The sequence below is a fragment of the Sphingomonas endophytica genome, assembly GCF_014199415.1.
Lineage (GTDB): Bacteria > Pseudomonadota > Alphaproteobacteria > Sphingomonadales > Sphingomonadaceae > Sphingomonas > Sphingomonas endophytica.
Genome location: NZ_JACIJN010000004.1, coordinates 221568 through 241427 on the forward strand (window position 1 = coordinate 221568; position 19860 = coordinate 241427).

Genomic DNA, 19860 nt, shown 5'->3' on the forward strand with positions numbered 1-19860 from the left:
CCTCGGGTGGACTAAGTAGCTTGGTCCACCCCCGGCATCAAGCTTTCGCCACCACGCTCTCGGGCAGGTCCTTCCCGAACACGCGCTGGTAATATTCCGCCACCAGCGCGCGCTCCGCCTCGTCGCACTTGTTGAGGAACGACAGCCGGAACGCAAAACCGACATCGCCGAAGATCAGCGCGTTCTGCGCCCAGGTGATGACCGTCCGCGGGCTCATTACGGTCGAGATGTCGCCGTTGACGAAGCCCTTGCGCGTCAGGTCGGCGACGCGGACCATGTTCTCGACCAGCTTCTTGCCCTCGGGCTTGTCATATTCGCCCGACTTGGCGAGCACGATCTGCGCCTCGGTGACCGCCGGCAGATAATTGAGCGTGACGACCACGTTCCAGCGGTCCATCTGCCCCTGATTGATCTGCTGCGTGCCGTGATACAGCCCGCTCGTATCGCCCAGCCCGACGGTATTGGCGGTCGCGAACAGCCGGAAATACGGATTCGGGCGGATCACGCGATTCTGGTCGAGCAATGTCAGCTTGCCCTCGGTCTCCAGCACGCGCTGGATCACGAACATCACATCCGGGCGTCCGGCGTCATATTCGTCGAACACCAAAGCGGTCGGGGTCTGGAGCGCCCACGGCAACAGCCCTTCGCGGAACTCGGTGACCTGCTGCCCGTCGCGCAGCACGATCGCATCGCGCCCGACCAGATCGATGCGGCTGATGTGGGCGTCGAGGTTGATGCGGATGCACGGCCATTTCAGCCGCGCCGCGACCTGCTCGATATGACTCGACTTACCGGTGCCGTGATAGCCTTGCACCATCACGCGGCGATTGTGCGCGAAACCCGCGACGATCGCCAGCGTCGTGTCGGGATCGAAGACATAGGCGGGGTCGAGATCGGGCACGCGCTCGTCCGCCTCGGAGAAGGCCGGCACCTCCATGTCGGTGTCGATGCCGAACAGGTCGCGCACGCGCACCATCTTGTCGGGTGCGTCGAGGATCGTGGTGTCGCGGCTGTCGGGCTGCGTGTTCGGGATATCGGTCATGCGTTGGCGCCGTTCGCTGGAGTTTTCCGACCACTGCGAAGCCGGCGCGCCCGCGTCAACCCGCCGCACGCCTCGCCCGGCCGGGTCGGGGCTGGAGAACGCGGGATGAACGCACGCCTTTGGCGCCGGTTTCCCGGCACTTGCCGCGCGCAGGCGTTGGCGCATGATGCGGCGATAACGACTCGGGGAGAGGGCGAGCGCGATGCGGATGATCTTCATCAACCTGCCGGTCGGCGATGTGGCGCGCGCCACCGCCTTCTACCAGGCGATCGGGTTCGAGCAGAATCCCGACTTCTCCAACGACGTCGCCTCGGCGATGCGCTGGTCCGACGCGATCAGCGTCATGCTGCTCGACCATGGCTTCTACGCGACCTTCACCGACAAGCCGATCGCCGACACGCATCAGGTGAGCGCCGCGCTCTTCTGCCTGTCGTTTGATGATCGCGCCGCGGTGGATGCGATCCACGCCGCCGCGCGGAGCGCCGGCGGAAAGGAAACGCGCCCGATTGTCGATCAGCACTTCATGTACGGCGGCGCGTTCGAAGACCCCGACGGTCACATCTGGGAGACGGTGCATATGGACATGTCCGCCGCCCCGGCAGGAGAGGCAGCATGAGGAACCCGCACGGCACTCCGATCTGGTACGAATATCACGCCGCCGACGCCGACCGCGCACAGGCTTTCTACGAACGATTGTTCGGCTGGCAGGTCGCGCCATCGGGCGACGTGGCGGGGATGGACTATCGGATCGTCAGCACGGCGGGCGGCGAGGGCGTCGCGGGGCTGATGCCGCGCCCCCACCCCGACGCGACGCCGGGCTGGCTGTTCTATGTCGGGGTCGACGATGTCGACGCCGCGATCGCAACCGCGCAGGACGCAGGCGGCACGATGCTGATGCCGCCGGTCGACATGGACGGCGTCGGGCGCATGGCGCTGCTCGCCGATCCCGAGGGGCGACCCTTCTACGTGATGCGGGGCGCGATGGACCAGCCGTCGCGCGCCTTCGTCACCCCGCCCTATGACGGGCCGGGGCAGATGGTCTGGAACGAGCTGACCGCGCCCGATCAGGAACGCGCACTGGCTTTCTATGCGCGCGTGTTCGGCTGGCGGCACGAGGGCGGGATGCCGATGGGACCGCTCGGCGAGTATAAGTTCGTGCACGCCGGCGACACCTGTCTCGGCGCGACGATGCCGGTGTTGCCGGACGGAGTGCCGGGTTGGCTCTTCTACGCACAGGTCGACGACATCGACGCGGCGGTCGCGCGCGTGGTCGAGGGCGGCGGCACCGTCCTGCAAGGCCCCGATCCGATCCCGCACGACCATTTCTCGGTCGTCGCCGCCGACCCGGACGGCGCACGGATCGGCTTTGTCGGGACGCGGTCGGCGTGACCGACAAGGTGACGACCTGGATCTGGTGCAACGGCACCGCCGAGGAACAGGCGCGCTTCTATACCGCGCTGCTCCCCGACAGCGCGATCGACCGGTTCCTGCGCGCGCCACTCGACTATCCCGGCAGCGCGGCGGGCAAGGTGCTGACGGTCGAGTTCACGCTGGCCGGTCGCCGGTTCGCGCTGCTCGACGGCGGCCCCGGCCCGCAGCACAGCGCGGCGATGTCGCTGTCGGTCGACTGCATCGATCAGGCCGAGGTCGATCGCTATTGGGAGGCGTTTCTCGGCGATGGCGGCACGGAGATGCAGTGCGGCTGGCTCAAGGATCGCTGGGGCGTGGCATGGCAGATCGTGCCGCGCCGCCTGACCGAGTTGATGAACGACCCGCGGCACGCGGCGAAGGCGATGGCGGCGATGATGGAGATGATGCGGATCGACGTCGCCGCGCTGGAACGTGCGATCGCCTCTTGAGCCGCCGGGCATAATAGCTAACTAGGCGGGCGACGGGCATGTTTGCGGCCAGCCTCGCGATCGTGTACCCGCCGCCCGAGTAATGGCGCCGGTGCGCCTTCTGTGCGCCGACGATTCTGACCAAGACGAGACGCGCGCATGGCCGAGTTCACGCTCCCGAAGAACAGCAAGATCAAGGGCGGGCAGAAGCATCCGTCGCCGCAGCCCGGCGGCACGATGCGCAACTTCAAGGTGTATCGCTACGATCCCGACTCGGGCGAGAACCCGCGTTACGACACGTTCGAGGTCAATCTCGACGAATGCGGGCCGATGGTCCTCGACGCGCTCATCAAGATCAAGTCGGAGCAGGATCCGTCGCTCACCTTCCGGCGCTCGTGCCGCGAAGGCATCTGCGGTTCGTGCTCGATGAATATCGATGGGCGCAACGGCCTCGCCTGCACCACCGCGATCGAGGACGTGAAGGGCGAGATCAAGATCACGCCGCTGCCCGCGATGGACGTCATCAAGGATCTGGTCCCCGATTTCACGCGCTTCTACGCGCAATATGCGTCGATCACGCCGTGGCTCCAGACCGTCACCCCGCCGCCCGCCGGCAAGGAACGGCTCCAGTCGCCCGAGGAGCGCGCCAAGCTCGACGGCCTGTACGAGTGCATCCTGTGCGCGTGCTGCTCGACCTCGTGCCCCAGCTACTGGTGGAACAGCGACAAGTTCCTCGGTCCGGCGATCCTGCTCCAGGCCTATCGCTGGCTCGCCGACAGCCGCGACGAGATGACCGGCGAGCGGCTCGACGCGCTGGAGGATCCGTTCCGCCTCTATCGCTGCCACACGATCATGAATTGCGCGAACACCTGCCCCAAGGGGCTGTCGCCCGCCAAGGCGATCGCGGAGATCAAGAAGATGGAAGTCGAGCGGCTGGTCTGACGCCGGGCGCTCGCCGCCATCATCGCGAGCGGAGCAACACGAACCAGCGCCCTGTCCGGGGCGCTGGTTTTTTTGTGCGCCCGTTCGCGACCGGGGTCGCCGATTGGGGCCGCCGATTGCCTTCATCGCGCTACCGCCCGCGTCGGATGGAAGGTATTTTCGTGGTCGCTCCGGTACCCACGGCGGTGAGAGCGGCACCCGGCGCTACCGGCGCGCGACTTGATCCGCCGCGCCGGCTCGCCCAAAGCAGCCGCTTATTGTGCACAGCAACATCGACGCTGGAAGGAACGACATGGGCAAGGTGCTGGCCGCCTATCAATCGCTGATCGCGGCCGACGAACTGCGTCCCGATCCCGAGCAGGCCGCCGGCGCCGCCCGCCTCGACGCGCTGGCTGCCGAACTGGAGAAGCCGCGCACCACCGGCCTGTTCCGACGCCGCACGATTCCCGCGCGCGGCATCTACATGTGGGGCGGCGTTGGACGCGGTAAGTCGATGTTGATGGACCTCTTTTTCCACCACGTCGATATCGCCAAGAAGCGCCGCGTCCACTTCGCCGAGTTCATGCTGGAGGTTCACGCCCGCCTCGCCGCCGAGCGCCGCAAGGAACAGGGCGACCCCATCTTCCCGGTCGCCGAGGCGCTCGCCGAGGAGGCGCGGCTGCTCGCCTTTGACGAGATGATGGTCACCAACTCGCCCGACGCGATGATCCTGTCGCGGCTGTTCACCGCGCTGATCGAGGCGGGCGTGACGGTGGTGACGACCAGCAACCGCGCGCCCGCCGACCTCTACAAGAATGGCCTTAATCGCGAGCATTTCCTTGGCTTTATCGCGCTGGTCGAGGAGCGGCTGGACGTGATCGCGCTCAACGGTCCGGTCGATTACCGCCGCGACCGGCTCGGCGCGCAGAAGACGTGGTGCGTGCCCAACGGCGAGCAGGCGACCGCCGACCTCTCCGCCGCCTTCTTCCGTCTCACCGACTATCCGCCCGAAGATCGCCAGCACGTCCCGTCCGAGAAGTTGGTCGTGCAGGGCCGCACGTTGCGCGTGCCCAAGACGTTGAAAGGCGTCGCAGTTTTCGCGTTCAAGAAATTGTGCGGCGAAGCGCGCGGGGCCGCCGACTATCTCGCGATCGCCCGCCGCTATCATACCGTGATCCTCGTCGGCATCCCGGTGCTTGGGCCGGACAATCGAAATGAAGCCGCGCGCTTCGTCCAGCTGATCGACGCGCTATATGAGCATAAGGTCAAGTTGCTGGCGTCCGCCGATGCCGAACCCGACCAGCTCTATCCGCAAGGCGACGGCGCGTTCGAGTTCCAGCGGACAGTCAGCCGGCTGGACGAGATGCGCTCCGAAAGCTACCTCGCCGAAGGTCATGGCGCGGCTTAATGCTGCTGCGAACCATTTTCAATTAAACTTTTCCGACGCGCGCTTTACGGGTTGCTCCCTGCCCCCGAAGGGCGTAGGCGGCATGACCATTCACACGTCAACGACGGAAGGGATGGGATGGCCCGCAAGAAGATCGCGCTGATCGGCGCCGGCAATATCGGCGGCACGCTCGCGCACCTCGCAGCACTCAAGGGTCTGGGTGACATCGTCCTGTTCGACGTGGTCGAGGGCGTGCCGCAGGGCAAGGCGCTCGACCTGTCGCAGTGCGGCCCGGTCGAAGGCTTCGACGCCTCGATCAAGGGCTCGAACGATTACGCCGACATTGCCGGCGCCGACGTCATCATCGTCACCGCCGGTGTCGCGCGCAAGCCCGGCATGAGCCGCGACGACCTGCTCGGCATCAACCTGAAGGTGATGAAGGCAGTCGGCGAAGGCATTCGCGACAACGCCCCCGACGCATTCGTGATCTGCATCACCAACCCGCTCGACGCGATGGTCTGGGCGCTGCGCGAATTCTCCGGTCTGCCGCACAACAAGGTCGTCGGCATGGCGGGAGTGCTCGACTCGGCACGCTTCTCGCACTTCCTCGCCGAGGAATTCGGCGTGTCGGTGAAGGACGTGAACACCTTCGTGCTCGGCGGCCACGGCGACACGATGGTGCCGGTGCTCGAATATTCGACCGTCAGCGGCATCCCGGTCAGCGACCTGATCGCGATGGGCTTCTCCACCAAGGAGAAGGTCGACGAGATCATCAAGCGCACGCGCGGCGGCGGTGGCGAGATCGTCGCGCTGCTGAAGACCGGCTCGGCTTATTATGCGCCCGCCACCAGCGGCATCGCGATGGCCGAGGCGTATCTCTACGACCAGAAGCGGATCCTGCCCGCCGCGGCGCACCTGACCGGCCAATATCGCATCGACGACCTGTACGTCGGCGTGCCGGTGGTGATCGGTGCCGGCGGCGTCGAGAAGGTCGTCGAGGTCAAGCTGTCGGTCGAGGCGAAGGGCAACCTTCAGGTCTCGGTCGACGCGGTCAAGGAACTGCTGGTCGCCTGCAAGGGCATCGACGGTTCGCTGGCCTGATCGTGGAAGGTACGTCCGTCCCTGCCCTGCGACGTCTGCTCGTCGCCGCGCTATGCGCGGTGGGGACGGCTGCCAGTCCGGCGAATGCGAAAGCGCGAGCGCCCGCGTCGCCGGAGGAGATCGTCGCCGGCGTCCGCTCATGTGTGGTAAGTGTCGGGCCTGCCGGTCTCGATCAGGCACGGCTCGCGGCGGACGGCTGGTCCAAGGCGTCGATCTCGTCGAAAGACGGAAAGCCGGTTGAAAGCCCCCTCATCGTGTACGGCAAGGGTCGTTTGATGATGGTGTCGACCACGCCGGCGCGCGGGACGTCACAACTCTGCACGGTGATGGCCGACATTGGCTCGGTTTCTGCGTTCCCCGGCATTCAGGCGGCTATGGCCAATGCTTATGGCGCGCCATTTAAGGACGACGGCAAGGGCGAACAGTTTTTCGCCGCGCCAGACCATCGTTACATCGATCTCGCATCTACCGGCAACAACGACCGCCCCTCGATCCGGGCCGCTGTCGTCTATGTCTCTCGGGAGTCAAAATGAGCATCCTCGTCGACAAGAACACCAAGGTCATCACGCAAGGGATGACCGGCAAGACCGGCACCTTCCACACCAGGGCGGCGCTGGATTACGGCACGCAGATGGTCGGCGGCGTGACGCCGGGCAAGGGCGGCACCACCCATGAGGAACTGGGGCTGCCGAACTTCGACACGGTCGCGGAGGCGGTCGCCAAGACCGGCGCGAACGCCAGCGTCATCTACGTGCCGCCGCCCTTCGCCGCCGATTCGATCCTCGAGGCGATCGACGCCGAGGTGCCGCTGATCGTCGCGATCACCGAGGGTATTCCGGTGCTCGACATGGTCCGCGTCAAGCGCGCGCTGTCGGGCAGCAAGTCGCGGCTGATCGGCCCGAACTGCCCGGGCGTGCTGACGCCGGGCGAGTGCAAGATCGGCATCATGCCGGGCAACATCTTCAAGAAGGGCTCGGTCGGCGTCGTGTCGCGTTCGGGCACGCTGACCTATGAGGCGGTGTTCCAGACCTCGAACGCCGGGCTCGGCCAGACCACCGCGGTCGGGATCGGCGGCGATCCGGTCAACGGCACCAACTTCATCGACGTGCTCGAGCTGTTCCTCGCCGACGAGGAAACGCAGTCGATCATCATGATCGGCGAGATCGGCGGCGACGCCGAAGAGCAGGCCGCGCAGTTCCTGATCGACGAGGCCAAGCGTGGCCGCAAGAAGCCGATGGCCGGATTCATCGCGGGCCGCACCGCGCCTCCGGGCCGGCGCATGGGCCATGCCGGCGCGATCGTGTCGGGCGGCAAGGGCGATGCGGAGAGCAAGATCGCGGCGATGGAAGCCGCCGGGATCAAGGTCGCGGCGAGCCCCTCGGAGCTCGGCTCGACGCTGCTGAGCGTGCTCAACAAGTAAGACGACCCGACGTCATCCCGGCGGAGAGGCCGGGATCCAGAGCGGCAGGCGGGCCGCTCGCGGCTCTGGACCCCGGCCTTTCGTCGGGGTGACGCGTAAAAGAAGCAGCCGAGCGGCCGGGGAAGCGTGACATGGGCTACGAAGGCCAGGATTTCAGCGACATCGCCGGAGGCGTCAGCCCCCAGTTCATCGACGCGCTCTATGCGCGCTTCAAGGAATCGCCCGACTCGGTCGACACCGGCTGGCGCAATTTCTTCGAAGGGCTCGAGGGCTCGATGAACGCGCCGTCCTGGACCAACAAGCGTTGGCCGCTGACCACCACCGACGACCTGACCGCCGGGCTCGACCCGACGCAGATGGAGCCGGCCCCCAAGCCCGTGAAGGGCGGCAAGCTCGCCGCCGCCCCGGCCGCCGCAGCGCCGTCGCAGGACGCGATCGTCAAGGCGGCGGCGGACTCGATCCGCGCGCAGCTTTTGATCCGCACCTATCGCGTGCGCGGGCACCTCGCCGCCAACCTCGATCCGCTCGGTCTGTCGGGCCTGCGCGAGCTGCCGGCCGATCTGACCACCGAATATCACGGCTTCTCCGACAGCGACATCGACCGCCCGGTCTATCTCGGCGGCTCGCTGGGGCTGCAATGGGCGACGATCCGCGAATTGGTCGACACGCTGCGCGCCAATTACTGCGGGAATGTCGGGCTCGAGTTCATGCACATCGCCGATGTCGAGGAGCGCAAGTTCCTCCAGGAGCGCATGGAAGGCAAGGACAAGCAGGTCGAGTTCACCGCGCAGGGCAAGAAGGCGATCCTCAACAAGGTGATCGAGGCCGAGCAGTGGGAGAAGTTCCTCGGCCGCAAGTACGTCGGCACGAAGCGCTTCGGGCTCGACGGCGGCGAGAGCATGATCCCCGCGCTGGAAAGCGTCATCAAGTACGGCGGCGCAGCGGGCGTCAACGAGATCGTGTTCGGCATGGCGCACCGCGGCCGCCTGAACGTGCTCGCCAACGTCATGGGCAAGCCGTTGCGCGTGATCTTCCATGAGTTTGCGGGCGGTTCGGCCAACCCCGACGATATCGGCGGTTCGGGTGACGTGAAGTATCACCTCGGCACCTCGACCGACCGCGAGTTCGACGGGCATCACGTCCATATGTCGCTGGTCGCGAACCCGTCGCACCTCGAGGCGGCCGATCCGGTGGTCCTCGGCAAGATCCGCGCGATCCAGCATATCGCGGGCGATCTGGAGACGCATTCGCGCTCGCTGCCGGTGCTGATCCACGGTGACGCGGCGTTCGCGGGCCAGGGCATCGTCTGGGAATGCCTCGGCTTCTCAGGCATCCGCGGCTACAACACCGGCGGCTGCGTCCACTTCGTCATCAACAACCAGATCGGCTTCACGACCAGCCCGCAATTCGCGCGCTCGTCGCCCTACCCGTCCGACGTCGCGAAGGGCGTGCAGGCGCCGATCTTCCACGTCAACGGCGACGATCCCGAGGCGGTGACCTTCGCGACCAAGATGGCGATCGAATATCGGCAGAAGTTCCACCGCGACGTCGTGATCGACATGTGGTGCTATCGCCGCTTCGGCCATAACGAAGGCGACGAGCCCGGCTTCACCCAGCCGCTGATGTACAAGGCGATCCGCGAGCATCCGCCGGTCAGCGACGTCTACAGCAAGCGATTGATCGCCGAGGGCGTGATCGATCAGGCGTGGCTCGACGACAACGTCACGCAATATGTCACGTTGCTCGAAGGCGAGTTCGAGGCGGGCGCGGGCTACAAGCCGAACAAGGCCGACTGGTTCGCGGGTCGCTGGTCGGGCTTGCACGCCCCCGCCGACGCCGAGAGCGCGCGGCGCAGCGTCGAGACCGGGATCGAGCAGAAGCTGTTCGACTCGATCGGCCGCACGCTGACCACGGTTCCAGAGACGATCGCGATCCACAAGACGCTGTCGCGCGTGCTCGATGCCAAGCGCCAGATGTTCGAAACCGGCAGCAACTTCGACTGGGCGACCGGCGAAGCGCTGGCGTTCGGCTCGCTGCTCCACGAGGGCTATGGCGTCCGCCTGTCGGGTCAGGATTCGGGTCGCGGCACCTTCTCGCAACGCCATGCGGTGTGGGTCGACCAGACCGACGAACACAAGTTCGTGCCGCTGTGGACGATTCCGCACGGCAGCTTCGAGGTGCTCGACAGCCCGCTCTCCGAATATGGCGTGCTCGGGTTCGAGTACGGCTATGCGCTCGCGGACCCGAAGACGCTGGTGATGTGGGAGGCGCAGTTCGGCGATTTCGTCAACGGCGCGCAGATCATGATCGACCAGTTCATCGCCTCGGGCGAAGCCAAGTGGCTGCGCGCCAACGGGCTGGTGATGCTGTTGCCGCACGGCTACGAAGGTCAGGGTCCGGAGCATAGCTCGGCCCGTCCCGAGCGCTTCCTGCAGCTGTGCGCAGGCGACAATATCCAGGTCGCGAACTGCACCACGCCGGCGAACTACTTCCACCTGCTGCGCCGGCAGATGCATCGCAACTTCCGCAAGCCGCTGGTGGTGTTCACGCCCAAGTCGCTGCTGCGCCACAAGCTGGCGGTGAGCAGCGCGGCGGACTTCCTCGGCGACTCGCACTTCCGCCGCATCCTCTCCGACCCGTCGGCACCGGCGGATACCGAGACGAAGCGGCTGGTGCTGTGCACCGGCAAGGTCTCCTACGACCTGATGGAAGCGCGCGACGCCGCGGGCGACAAGAACACGCAGATCGTCCGCGTCGAGCAGCTTTACCCGTTCCCGACCGAAGCGCTCGCCGCCCGGATCGCGCGGATGCCTAACCTCGAGGATGTGATCTGGGCGCAGGAAGAGCCGCGCAACAACGGTTACTGGTTCTTCGTCGAGCCGTTCATCGAGGAAGCGCTGGGCATCGCCAAGGCGCGCGTCGCGCGGCCACGCTACGCCGGGCGGACCGCGGCTGCGTCGCCCGCAACCGGCCTAATGAAGCGTCACCAGGCGGAGCAGGGCGCGCTGATCGCCGACGCGCTGGGCCATAACGTGCGCGACGAGATTCGTCGCACGCGCGAGGCCGAGACGACCAAGAAGGCAGCGGCGCCGACCGCCTGACGATCATGGTCCCGGCCCGCGCCGGGATCTGCTAACGACACTGACGGCCACGGCCGCGACGACGAGGTTTGAGATGGCAACCGAAGTTCTGGTCCCCACGCTGGGCGAATCGATCACCGAAGCGACGGTCGGCGAATGGCTGAAGCAGCCCGGCGATGCGGTCGCCGCCGACGAGCCGATTGCGAGCCTTGAGACCGACAAGGTCTCGGTCGAGGTCCCCTCGCCCGTTGCGGGCGTGATGGGCCAGCATGCGGTCAAGGTCGGCGACACGGTCGAGGTCGGTGCGCTGATCGCGACGATCGAGAGCGGCGACGGCGCGCCCGCCAAGAGCGCCGCGCCGCAGCCGGCGGTGACCGAGAGCCCGGCCTCGGCGCCCGCGTCCGCCCCGTCGGGTGATGCCGCCGCGGCGCTGTCGCCGTCGGTGCGCCGCGCGGTGCTTGAACACGGCGTCGACCCCTCGACGGTCAAGGGCACCGGCAAGGACGGTCGCCTGACCAAGGAAGACGTCGCCGCTGCGGCGTCGACCAAGCCGGCGAGCGCGCCGGAAGCGCAGGCCACACCGGCTGCCGCTCCGGCGTCGGGCGGCCGCAAGGAAGAGCGCGTCAAGATGACGCGCCTGCGCCAGACGATCGCCAAGCGCCTGAAGGAAGCGCAGAACACCGCCGCGATGCTGACGACGTTCAACGACGTCGACATGACCGCGGTGATCGAGGCGCGGGCCAAGTACAAGGATCTGTTCGAGAAGAAGCACGGCGTCCGGCTGGGCTTCATGGGCTTCTTCGTGAAGGCCGCGACGATGGCGCTGAAGGACATCCCGTCGGTCAACGCCTCGGTCGAGGGCGACGAGATCGTCTATCACGATTACGCCGACATCTCGGTCGCGGTCAGCGCGCCGAACGGCCTCGTCGTCCCGGTGATCCGCGATGCGCAGGACCTGTCGGTCGCGGGCATCGAGAAGACGATCGGCGACTTCGGCAAGCGCGCCAAGGACGGCACGCTCAAGATGGACGAGATGAAGGGCGGTACCTTCACGATCTCGAACGGCGGCGTGTTCGGCTCGCTGATGTCGACCCCGATCATCAACCCGCCGCAGTCGGCGGTGCTCGGCCTGCACCGGATCGAGGAGCGTCCGGTGGTGCGTGACGGTCAGGTCGTGGTGCGCCCGATGATGTATCTTGCGCTCAGCTACGATCACCGTCTGATCGACGGCCGCGAGGCGGTGACCTTCCTTGTCGCGCTCAAGAACGCGATCGAGGATCCGACGCGCATCCTGATCGACCTGTAAGGAGTCGAGCGATGGGAATGATTTGGGTGATGGCGCGGGCCAGCGATCACGAGGTCGCGGCTTTGCGTGCGGATCCCGAATCCATTTACGACTTCGTGAACTCCGAGGAAGCCTATACCGCTGGTCGGAGCATCGACCTCGACAAGCAATGGCACGCCGTGCACTTCCTGCTGACAGGTACCGCAGACGTTGTGAATGGGCCGTTGGGACTCATTCTCGGCATGTTCGAGGAGGTGGGGCCAAATCACGGTTATGGTCCGGCATGGTTTATCCCTGCGAAAGCCATCGGCGCCTTCCACACAGCGCTGTCGGCGCACTCTGACGAGGAATGGGCGCGGCGCTACGACGCGGCGGCGGCGATCTCCGATCAGGTCTATCTGGCGGAAACGCTCGCGGACGAGGGCGAGGAAGCGCTCAGATTTCTGCAAGCAGACGTAGCCCGGCTGCGAGCCTTTGTCAGTGCAGCGGTCGACGCGAACGACAATGCTTTTGCCCTCATCACGTAATTCTGAACGGAGCCTCCCCATGGCTGAATATGATTATGACGTCCTCGTGATCGGTGCCGGCCCGGGCGGCTATGTCGCGGCGATCCGCGCCGCGCAGCTCGGGCTCAAGACCGCGTGCGCCGAGAGCCGCGAGACGCTGGGCGGCACCTGTCTTAACGTCGGCTGCATCCCGTCCAAGGCGCTGCTCCACGCCTCGGAGCTGTACGATCATGCCGCCAACGGCGCGATGGCAAAGCTGGGGATCAAGACGACGGTCGAGCTTGACCTCGACACGATGCACGGCCAGCGCCGCGACGCAGTGAAGCAGCTGACCGGCGGCATCGAATATCTGTTCAAGAAGAACAAGGTGACGTGGCTCAAGGGCCGCGCGGCGTTCAAGGACGCGCACAGCGTCGACGTCGCCGGGCAGACCGTCACCGCGAAGAACATCGTGATCGCGACCGGCTCCAGCGTCACGCCGCTGCCGGGCGTCGAGATCGACCAGAAGATCATCGTCGATTCGACCGGCGCGCTCGACCTGCCGACCGTACCGGAGCATCTGGTCGTGATCGGCGGCGGGGTGATCGGGCTCGAGCTGGGCAGCGTGTGGCGCCGGCTCGGCGCGAAGGTGACCTGCGTCGAATATCTCGACCAGATCCTGCCCGGCTTCGACGGCGACATCCGCAAGGAATCGAACAAGATCTTTAAGAAGCAGGGTATCGACTTCCAGCTGTCGACCAAGGTCACCGCGATCAAGGTCGAGGGCGACAAGGCGGTGCTGACCGTCGAGCCCGCCGCCGGCGGTGAGGCGACGACGATCGAGGCGAGCCATGTGCTGGTGTCGATCGGGCGGCGTCCGAACACCGACGGGCTCAACCTCGAGGCCGCCGGCCTGTCGACCAACCAGCGCGGCCAGATCGAGATCGACCATGACTTCCGCACCAAGGCGGACGGCGTGTGGGCGATCGGCGACGTCGTCCCCGGCCCGATGCTCGCGCACAAGGCCGAGGACGAAGGCATTGCGGTTGCAGAGAATATCGCCGGGCAGCATGGCATCGTGAACCACGCGATCATCCCGTCCGTCGTCTACACCTGGCCCGAGATCGCGGGCGTCGGGCTGACCGAGGAAGCCGCGCGCGAACAGGGCGAGATCAAGGTCGGCAAGTTCCCGATGATGGCCAACAGCCGCGCCAAGACCAACCACGAGCCGGACGGGCTGGTGAAGGTGATCGCCGACGCCAAGACCGACCGCGTGCTCGGCGTGTGGTGCATCGCGAGCGTCGCGGGCACGATGATCGCGCAGGCGGCGCAGGCGATGGAGTTCGGCGCGACCAGCGAAGACATCGCCTACACCTGCCACGCGCACCCGACGCATTCGGAAGCCGTCAAGGAAGCCGCAATGGCGGTGCAGGGCAAGCCCATCCACATTTGATGTGAAAGGCTGCCGCGGTTCTCGTGCGGGGACGCCGCTGGTCCGTAACCGACCTGACGAAAAAGCTGCCGGGGGTCGCAATTGCGGCCCCCGTTTTTTTTGCCCGCGTGCGAGGTCGGCCGTACCGCTATGAGTCTGTTATGACGCCTCTTTCACCTGCCCCGGACCGCGAGGCGCGCGAGCGGCACTGGCTGCGTTTGACGCGCGAGACCTTGCCGGCGCTGGCGCGCTCCCGCGACTGGCCGGTCAGCGCAGATCATTGTTTTCAGCGGATATTGCTCGACAATGCCTGTGGTGGGCGGTGGTACGATCATATCGCACGCCGGCCGGCCTATGCGCACGCGCCGGATGCGATCCTCGCCGCCGCCATCGCATTGGGCGAGTCGGTGGCGGAGGGGACCGCGGACCTCGATGCGTTCAACGACAAATCGTTGCGATGGCGAGGAAAGCTTTAGTCCCACTCGGCTCTTTTCCGTCCGCTGCGTAGCACCCCGAGCGACGAGCGCGTCGAGGCCTGACCCAAATACTCGTGATTCGTCAACGACCTCGGCGGTCAACCCGTGGCTGCGCTTGCCTGATGGGCACCGACGGCGCAGCATCGGCGCGAGGGAGAGATGATGGCGGTCGATCAGCAGGGTAGCGCGCCACCAGCGGGCAAATCGATCCTGCTCTTTTCCGACGGGACCGGGAACAGCAGCGGCAAGCTGTTCAAAACCAACGTCTGGCGCAGCTATGAAGCCGCCGATCTCGGCCCGCCGCCGCCAGGCCTGCGCCCGCAGATCGCCTTTTACGACGACGGGGTGGGGACGTCGTGGTTCCGACCGCTGGCGATCCTCGGCGGCATCTTCGGGATCGGATTGAAGCGCAATGTGCTCGATCTGTACCGCTTTGCGTGCCGGAATTACACCGCCGGTGACACGATCTACGCCTTCGGCTTCAGTCGCGGCGCGTTCACGATCCGGTTGGTCATCGCTTTGATCGCGTCGCAGGGACTGGTGCCCGCCGATACCGAGGCCGCCCTGCAGCGCGGGACCGCGGATGCGTGGCGTGCCTATCGCCGCCGCTATCTGCCGCGACGGCTGCAATGGCCGACGAAGCTGTGGCGCGCCGCGCAGGCCGCGCTGATCCGCGCGGTGCGGCGGCCCGAAGAGCGTTACCGCCTGCGCCGCAATCGACGGCCCGACATCCGCTTCGTCGGTGTGTGGGACACGGTCGCGGCCTATGGCGGGCCGAGCGTCGAGATCACGCGCGCAATCGACAATTGGCTCTATCCGCTGTCCATGCCCAATTACGCGCTGAGCAAACGCGTCGGCCGCGCCCGCCACGCGCTGGCGCTCGACGACGAGCGTGATGCCTTCCAGCCGCTGGTGTGGGACGAACGGGCCGAGCGCGATCTGGTCGCGCGGGGGCTGGTCGGTACGGACCGGCTGCGGCAATTCTGGTTCACGGGGATGCACGCCGATGTCGGCGGCGGCTATCCCGACGAGAGCCTGAGCTACGTCTCGCTGCTGTGGATGCTGGAGGAGGCGCAAAAGGCCGGGCTGCGGACGCTCGACGTCATTACCGACCGGCATCGCGCGCTCGCCAACAGCGCCGGGCCGATCCACGACAGCCGCGCCGGGCTCGGCAGCTATTACCGCTATCTGCCGCGCCGGATCGACGCGTTGCTCGACCCGCCCGCGCCCGAGACGCGGCTGACCTGGCCGCCCGAGCGACAATATGGCCGCGGGCTGCTGACCGCGGCGCGTATCCACGAGAGCGCGCTGGCGCGGGTCCTGCGCGGCACCGATCGCTATGCGCCAATCACGATCCCGGAAACGTTCGAGATCCATCCGCCGCAACGCGCCGGCGAGAACGCGCCGCAGCCAGCGAGCGGCGCCGACGCGCCTTTGTCCCCGGTCGCCCATGGCGTCGTACCCTTGCTGTCGCCGGCCGAGGTCGCGGTGCTGCGCGATCCGGCGCGCAACGCCGCACGCGCCGCGATGATGCCGGCGATCTGGGATCTCGTGTGGTGGCGGCGCGTCGCCTATTTCGCGACAGTCCTCGTCACCGCCGCGCTCGCCTCGATGCCGCTGTGGCCGGCGCCGGCGGGGATGGAGCGCTGGTGCGACGACAGCCGCTGCCTGCTGCCGGGATTGTTCAGCCCACTCAAGGCGGTGCTGCCCGGCGCGGCATCGCCGTGGATCGACCGCTATACCGCGCAGCCGGTGATGGCGAGCGCGCTGCTGGTGCTGCTCGGCGTGGTGATCGCGATCGGCGGGCGGCTGAGCGGGGCGATCCGCGCGCGATCGGCCGCGGCGTGGCGGTGCGTGCTTGATGGCACCCCCGCCGCCCCCGACCGACGCGGCGTGGCCCGCGCGATCCGGTGCTCGGCGCTGTGGCTGGGCACGGTGCGCTTCGTCAAATGGCGGCTGCTGCCGGGGCTGGCCGCCTTGGCGGTGCTGCTGGCGGTGATCGCGATCCCGCTCGCGCTGCCGATGCAATGGTGGCTGGCCAAGGCCGAGCGCGACGGGAGTTTGTGCCACGATCCCGGCTCGGGCCGCGGCGCGAGCGGCGCGGCGATCGCCTTTGCCGCCGACCAGCCGTGTACCGATCTGCACCAGCCGCTGACGCCTCGCGCCGCTTACGTGATCACCTTGCAGGTGACGCGGCAATGGTGCGACGCCGGGCTGGCCGCCGATCCGGTGCGCGGGGTGTCCGGCGGGTGGTGGCTGACCCCGTTCCGCTTCCACCGCCGCGTGACCAGCGCCAACTGGCTCAAGCCGCTGGCGATCATCCGCCGACCCGATGCGCAGGACGGACGGACGCCGGGCGCGAAGGTGCGGATCGATCCGCTCGACTTCGCCTATCTCGGCGACGGCCGCTACCGCGCGCGGCTGGTCGCCCCGTCGCCGGGCGGACAACTCTATATGGCGCTCAACGATGCCGCGCCGCCGTTCCGCCCCGACCTGTTCTACGCCAACAACACCGGGCGCGCGGTGGTCACGGTCACGGAGGAAAGCGCGCCCTCGTGCCGCGACGACGGTTGCGCGATCGCGCTGCCCCCGCCACCAGCGACGACGTGCGGCGCGCCGGTCGCGCGCTGAGCGACGAGGAAACGGAGATGATCGAACGGCTGATCGCCATCATGGAGCGGCTTCGCGGGCCGGACGGCTGCGAATGGGACCGCGCGCAGACCTTCGCGACGATCGCACCTTATACGATTGAGGAAGCCTATGAGGTCGCCGATGCGATCGAGCGCAACGACCTGAGCGAATTGAAGGACGAGCTGGGCGACCTGCTGCTCCAGGTCGTGTTCCACAGCCGCATCGCCGAGGAAGCGGGGGTGTTCGCGTTCGACGACGTGGCGGCGGCGATCAGCGACAAGATGGAGCGGCGGCACCCGCACATCTTCCGCGGCGAAGCCGATGGCGGGCATCATCGCTGGGAAGAGGTGAAGGCCGCCGAGCGCGCCGCCAAGGGTGCAGCGAGCCCGCTGGATGGCGTGGCGCAGGGTTTGCCGGCGCTGCTGCGCGCCGAGAAGATCCAGAACCGCGCGGCGCGGGTCGGGTTCGACTGGCCGGATACGGCCGGGCCGCGCGCGAAGATCGACGAGGAACTGGCCGAGGTCGCGGCGGCGACGACCCCGGAAGAGGTGGCGGACGAGGTCGGTGACCTGCTGTTCGCGGTGGTGAACTGGGCGCGGCATCTGGGGGTCGAACCCGAGGCGGCGTTGCGCGCGGCGACGGGAAAGTTCGAGCGGCGCTTCCGGGCGATGGAGGCGGCCGGCGGCCCGGCGTTTGCCGGGATGCCGCTGGCGGAGAAAGAGGCGCTGTGGGTGAGGGTCAAGACGGGGGAGTAGGGCGCCCTTCTCCCCTCCCCTTCAGGGGAGGGGTCGGGGGTGGGGCTGTTCGAGGGCGGCGGTCCTCGTGGGGAGGCCCCACCCCAACCCCTCCCCTGAAAGGCAGGGGTATGCGCTTTCGACGGTTATCCGCGGAAGCGGGCTGACGACGCTCCCGCTCACTCCCCGCGCGTGAGGAAGCGTTCGTGGTCGGCCGGGGACATGCGCACTTCGTAGACGACCTGGTCGTCCTCGACATGGCTGTCGAGCACCTCGCCGTGCGCGTGGAGCCACGCCGCCCCTGCCCCGTCCGCCGCGTCGAGCGGCAGCGTGTAGCGGACGTGCCCCTGCGTCAGCAGGTCGCCGATGTGGCGGACCAGCGCGTCGACGCCCTCGCCGGTCAGCGCGGAGAGCGGCACCACGTCGTCGCGCCGCGCCGCCTCGGCGAGCAGATCGTCACGCGCGTCGCCGTCCAGCAAATCGAGCTTGTTCCACGCCTCGATCACCGGGGTCGTCTCGGTCACGCCGACATCGGCGAGCACGCCCTCGACATCGGCCTTTTGCGCGGCGCTGTCGGGATGCGCGACGTCGCGGACGTGGACGAGCAGGTCGGCGGACACGACCTCCTCCAGCGTCGCCTTGAACGCCGCGACCAATTGCGTCGGCAGTTCCGAGACGAAGCCGACGGTGTCGGACAGGATCGCCTTGTCGATGCCGGGCAGCGACACCTGTCGCAGCGTCGGATCGAGCGTCGCGAACAGCAGATCCTCGGCCATGACGTGCGCGCCGGTCAGGCGGTTGAAGAGCGTCGACTTGCCGGCATTGGTATAGCCGACCAGCGCGATCACCGGCCATGGCGCGCGCTGGCGACGCTCGCGATGCAGCCCACGGGTGCGGGTGACCTGATCCAGCTCGCGCCGCAGCCGCGCCATGCGGTCGCGGATCAACCGGCGGTCGGCCTCGATCTGCGTTTCGCCCGGACCGCCGAGGAAGCCGAAGCCGCCGCGCTGGCGTTCGAGGTGGGTCCAGCTGCGCACCAGCCGCCCCGACTGATAATCGAGGTGCGCGAGTTCGACCTGCAACCGCCCCTCGGCGGTCGCGGCGCGCTCGCCGAAGATCTCGAGGATCAACCCGGTGCGGTCGATCACCTTGGCCTCGAGCGCGGTTTCGAGGTTACGCTGCTGGATCGGGGTCAGGCTGCCGTCGACGACGATCAGCCCGGCCTCCTCCATCCGCGCGCGCGTGGCGAGTTCCTCGATCTGGCCGGAGCCGAGCAGCGTCGCGGCGCGCGGGGTGCGGATGCGCAGCGCGACACGGTCGACGACGAGCACGCCGATCGCCTCGGCGAGCCCGGCGGTTTCCTCCAGCCGCGCCTCGGCATCGCGGCTCGATCCGCCGAGGTCGGGGTAGACAACGATCGCGCGGGCGCCGCGGGTGAATTCGTCGCGGTCGCGCTCAAAGCCGGTGGTCACGGACAGTGGATCAATCCTCCCCGTCGTCGTCGGAATCGTCGTCATCCTCGCCAGTGTCGGAGAGGTTGAGCGGGCGCGACGGCTGGATGGTCGAGACGGCGTGCTTGTAGACGAGCTGCGCCATGCCGTCGCGCTGGAGCAACATGCAGAACAGGTCGAAGCCGGCGATTGCGCCCTGCAGCATCACGCCGTTGACGAGGAACATCGTCACCGGGTCCTCGGACTTGCGGACCGCGTTGAGGAAGATGTCCTGGAGCAGCGGCTGCTTGCGCGGATTGTCGTTCATCTGGCCGACGATCCCGGCGACGTCGACCGGGCCGGCGGGCATGATCGTCGAGATCGCATGCTTGTAGATCAGCTGCGACTGGCCGTCGCGGCGCAGCAGCACCGAGAAATTGTCGAACCAGGTGACGATGCCCTGAAGCTTGACCCCCTTGACGAGGAACATGGTGACGGGCGTCTTGGACTTGCGCAGCGCGTTGAGGAACAGGTCCTGAAGCGACGTCGGCTTGTCGGCCATGAAGAGAATGTCCTTGTTCTTGGCGGGAGGTTCCCC

18 protein-coding genes are annotated in these 19860 nt (G+C 67.3%); 15 read left to right on the plus strand and 3 right to left on the minus strand.

All coding sequences use genetic code 11. The annotated features are described in order from the left end of the window. Window positions 1–37: 37 nt before the first annotated feature. Window positions 38–1042 carry a cobaltochelatase subunit CobS gene (gene cobS, locus FHS97_RS08075; RefSeq protein WP_184035589.1) on the minus strand — a complete coding sequence of 335 codons (1005 nt, stop codon included), beginning with the start codon at window positions 1040–1042 and terminating at the stop codon, window positions 38–40. Window positions 1043–1244: 202 nt separating this feature from the next. On the opposite strand from cobS, the gene FHS97_RS08080 reads away from it, so the two are divergent. From FHS97_RS08080 to mazG, 15 genes are all read left to right on the plus strand, one after another. Further along, on the plus strand, window positions 1245–1658 hold the full coding sequence (locus tag FHS97_RS08080) for a VOC family protein (protein ID WP_184035591.1): 414 nt from the start codon (window positions 1245–1247) through the stop codon (window positions 1656–1658). Then, entirely contained in the window at window positions 1655–2431 is a 777-nt protein-coding gene (locus FHS97_RS08085) for a VOC family protein (RefSeq protein WP_184035593.1), read from the plus strand. Before FHS97_RS08080 ends, FHS97_RS08085 begins: the two co-directional genes overlap by 4 nt. Continuing rightward, window positions 2428–2901 carry a VOC family protein gene (locus FHS97_RS08090; RefSeq protein ID WP_184035595.1) on the plus strand — a complete coding sequence of 158 codons (474 nt, stop codon included), beginning with the start codon at window positions 2428–2430 and terminating at the stop codon, window positions 2899–2901. The genes FHS97_RS08085 and FHS97_RS08090 overlap by 4 nt, the downstream gene beginning before the upstream one ends. A gap of 138 nt (window positions 2902–3039) precedes the next feature. Beyond that, complete coding sequence (locus FHS97_RS08095) at window positions 3040–3822, plus strand: succinate dehydrogenase iron-sulfur subunit (protein ID WP_281391686.1); 783 nt, start codon at window positions 3040–3042, stop codon at window positions 3820–3822. Between the two features lie 292 nt (window positions 3823–4114). Further along, the gene (gene zapE / locus FHS97_RS08100; RefSeq protein ID WP_184035597.1) at window positions 4115–5209 is read left to right on the plus strand and encodes a cell division protein ZapE; all 1095 of its coding nucleotides are present in this window, start codon (window positions 4115–4117) and stop codon (window positions 5207–5209) included. A gap of 117 nt (window positions 5210–5326) precedes the next feature. Then, the gene (gene mdh / locus FHS97_RS08105) at window positions 5327–6289 is read left to right on the plus strand and encodes a malate dehydrogenase (protein WP_184035599.1); all 963 of its coding nucleotides are present in this window, start codon (window positions 5327–5329) and stop codon (window positions 6287–6289) included. Window positions 6290–6291: 2 nt separating this feature from the next. Next, window positions 6292–6822, plus strand: coding sequence for a hypothetical protein (locus FHS97_RS08110; RefSeq protein ID WP_184035601.1), 531 nt, complete (start codon window positions 6292–6294; stop codon window positions 6820–6822). Continuing rightward, the gene (gene sucD / locus FHS97_RS08115; RefSeq protein WP_184035604.1) at window positions 6819–7709 is read left to right on the plus strand and encodes a succinate--CoA ligase subunit alpha; all 891 of its coding nucleotides are present in this window, start codon (window positions 6819–6821) and stop codon (window positions 7707–7709) included. Before FHS97_RS08110 ends, sucD begins: the two co-directional genes overlap by 4 nt. A 131-nt stretch (window positions 7710–7840) precedes the next feature. Continuing rightward, window positions 7841–10810: a 2-oxoglutarate dehydrogenase E1 component gene (locus FHS97_RS08120; protein WP_184035607.1), complete on the plus strand. Its 2970-nt coding sequence runs from the start codon at window positions 7841–7843 to the stop codon at window positions 10808–10810. Window positions 10811–10883: 73 nt separating this feature from the next. Continuing rightward, the gene (gene odhB, locus FHS97_RS08125; RefSeq protein WP_184035609.1) at window positions 10884–12095 is read left to right on the plus strand and encodes a 2-oxoglutarate dehydrogenase complex dihydrolipoyllysine-residue succinyltransferase; all 1212 of its coding nucleotides are present in this window, start codon (window positions 10884–10886) and stop codon (window positions 12093–12095) included. An 11-nt stretch (window positions 12096–12106) separates the two neighbouring features. After that, on the plus strand, window positions 12107–12601 hold the full coding sequence (locus FHS97_RS08130; RefSeq protein ID WP_184035611.1) for a DUF1877 family protein: 495 nt from the start codon (window positions 12107–12109) through the stop codon (window positions 12599–12601). 19 nt (window positions 12602–12620) lie between these two features. After that, window positions 12621–14012 (plus strand): dihydrolipoyl dehydrogenase, encoded by a 1392-nt coding sequence (gene lpdA / locus FHS97_RS08135; protein WP_184035613.1) that lies wholly within the window; start codon window positions 12621–12623, stop codon window positions 14010–14012. Window positions 14013–14152: 140 nt separating this feature from the next. Beyond that, complete coding sequence (locus tag FHS97_RS08140) at window positions 14153–14467, plus strand: GCN5-related N-acetyltransferase (protein WP_184035615.1); 315 nt, start codon at window positions 14153–14155, stop codon at window positions 14465–14467. 162 nt (window positions 14468–14629) lie between these two features. Next, window positions 14630–17098 (plus strand): T6SS phospholipase effector Tle1-like catalytic domain-containing protein, encoded by a 2469-nt coding sequence (locus tag FHS97_RS08145; protein ID WP_184035617.1) that lies wholly within the window; start codon window positions 14630–14632, stop codon window positions 17096–17098. A 17-nt stretch (window positions 17099–17115) separates the two neighbouring features. Next, window positions 17116–17853, plus strand: a complete 738-nt coding sequence (gene mazG / locus FHS97_RS08150; protein WP_184035789.1) for a nucleoside triphosphate pyrophosphohydrolase — start codon at window positions 17116–17118, stop codon at window positions 17851–17853. A gap of 158 nt (window positions 17854–18011) precedes the next feature. Here the strand turns inward: mazG and hflX are convergent, their stop codons facing one another. Both hflX and hfq read right to left on the minus strand, forming a co-directional pair. Beyond that, window positions 18012–19304, minus strand: coding sequence for a GTPase HflX (hflX, locus tag FHS97_RS08155; RefSeq protein WP_184035619.1), 1293 nt, complete (start codon window positions 19302–19304; stop codon window positions 18012–18014). 10 nt (window positions 19305–19314) lie between these two features. Beyond that, window positions 19315–19824: an RNA chaperone Hfq gene (hfq, locus tag FHS97_RS08160; RefSeq protein ID WP_184035621.1), complete on the minus strand. Its 510-nt coding sequence runs from the start codon at window positions 19822–19824 to the stop codon at window positions 19315–19317. Window positions 19825–19860: the final 36 nt, after the last annotated feature.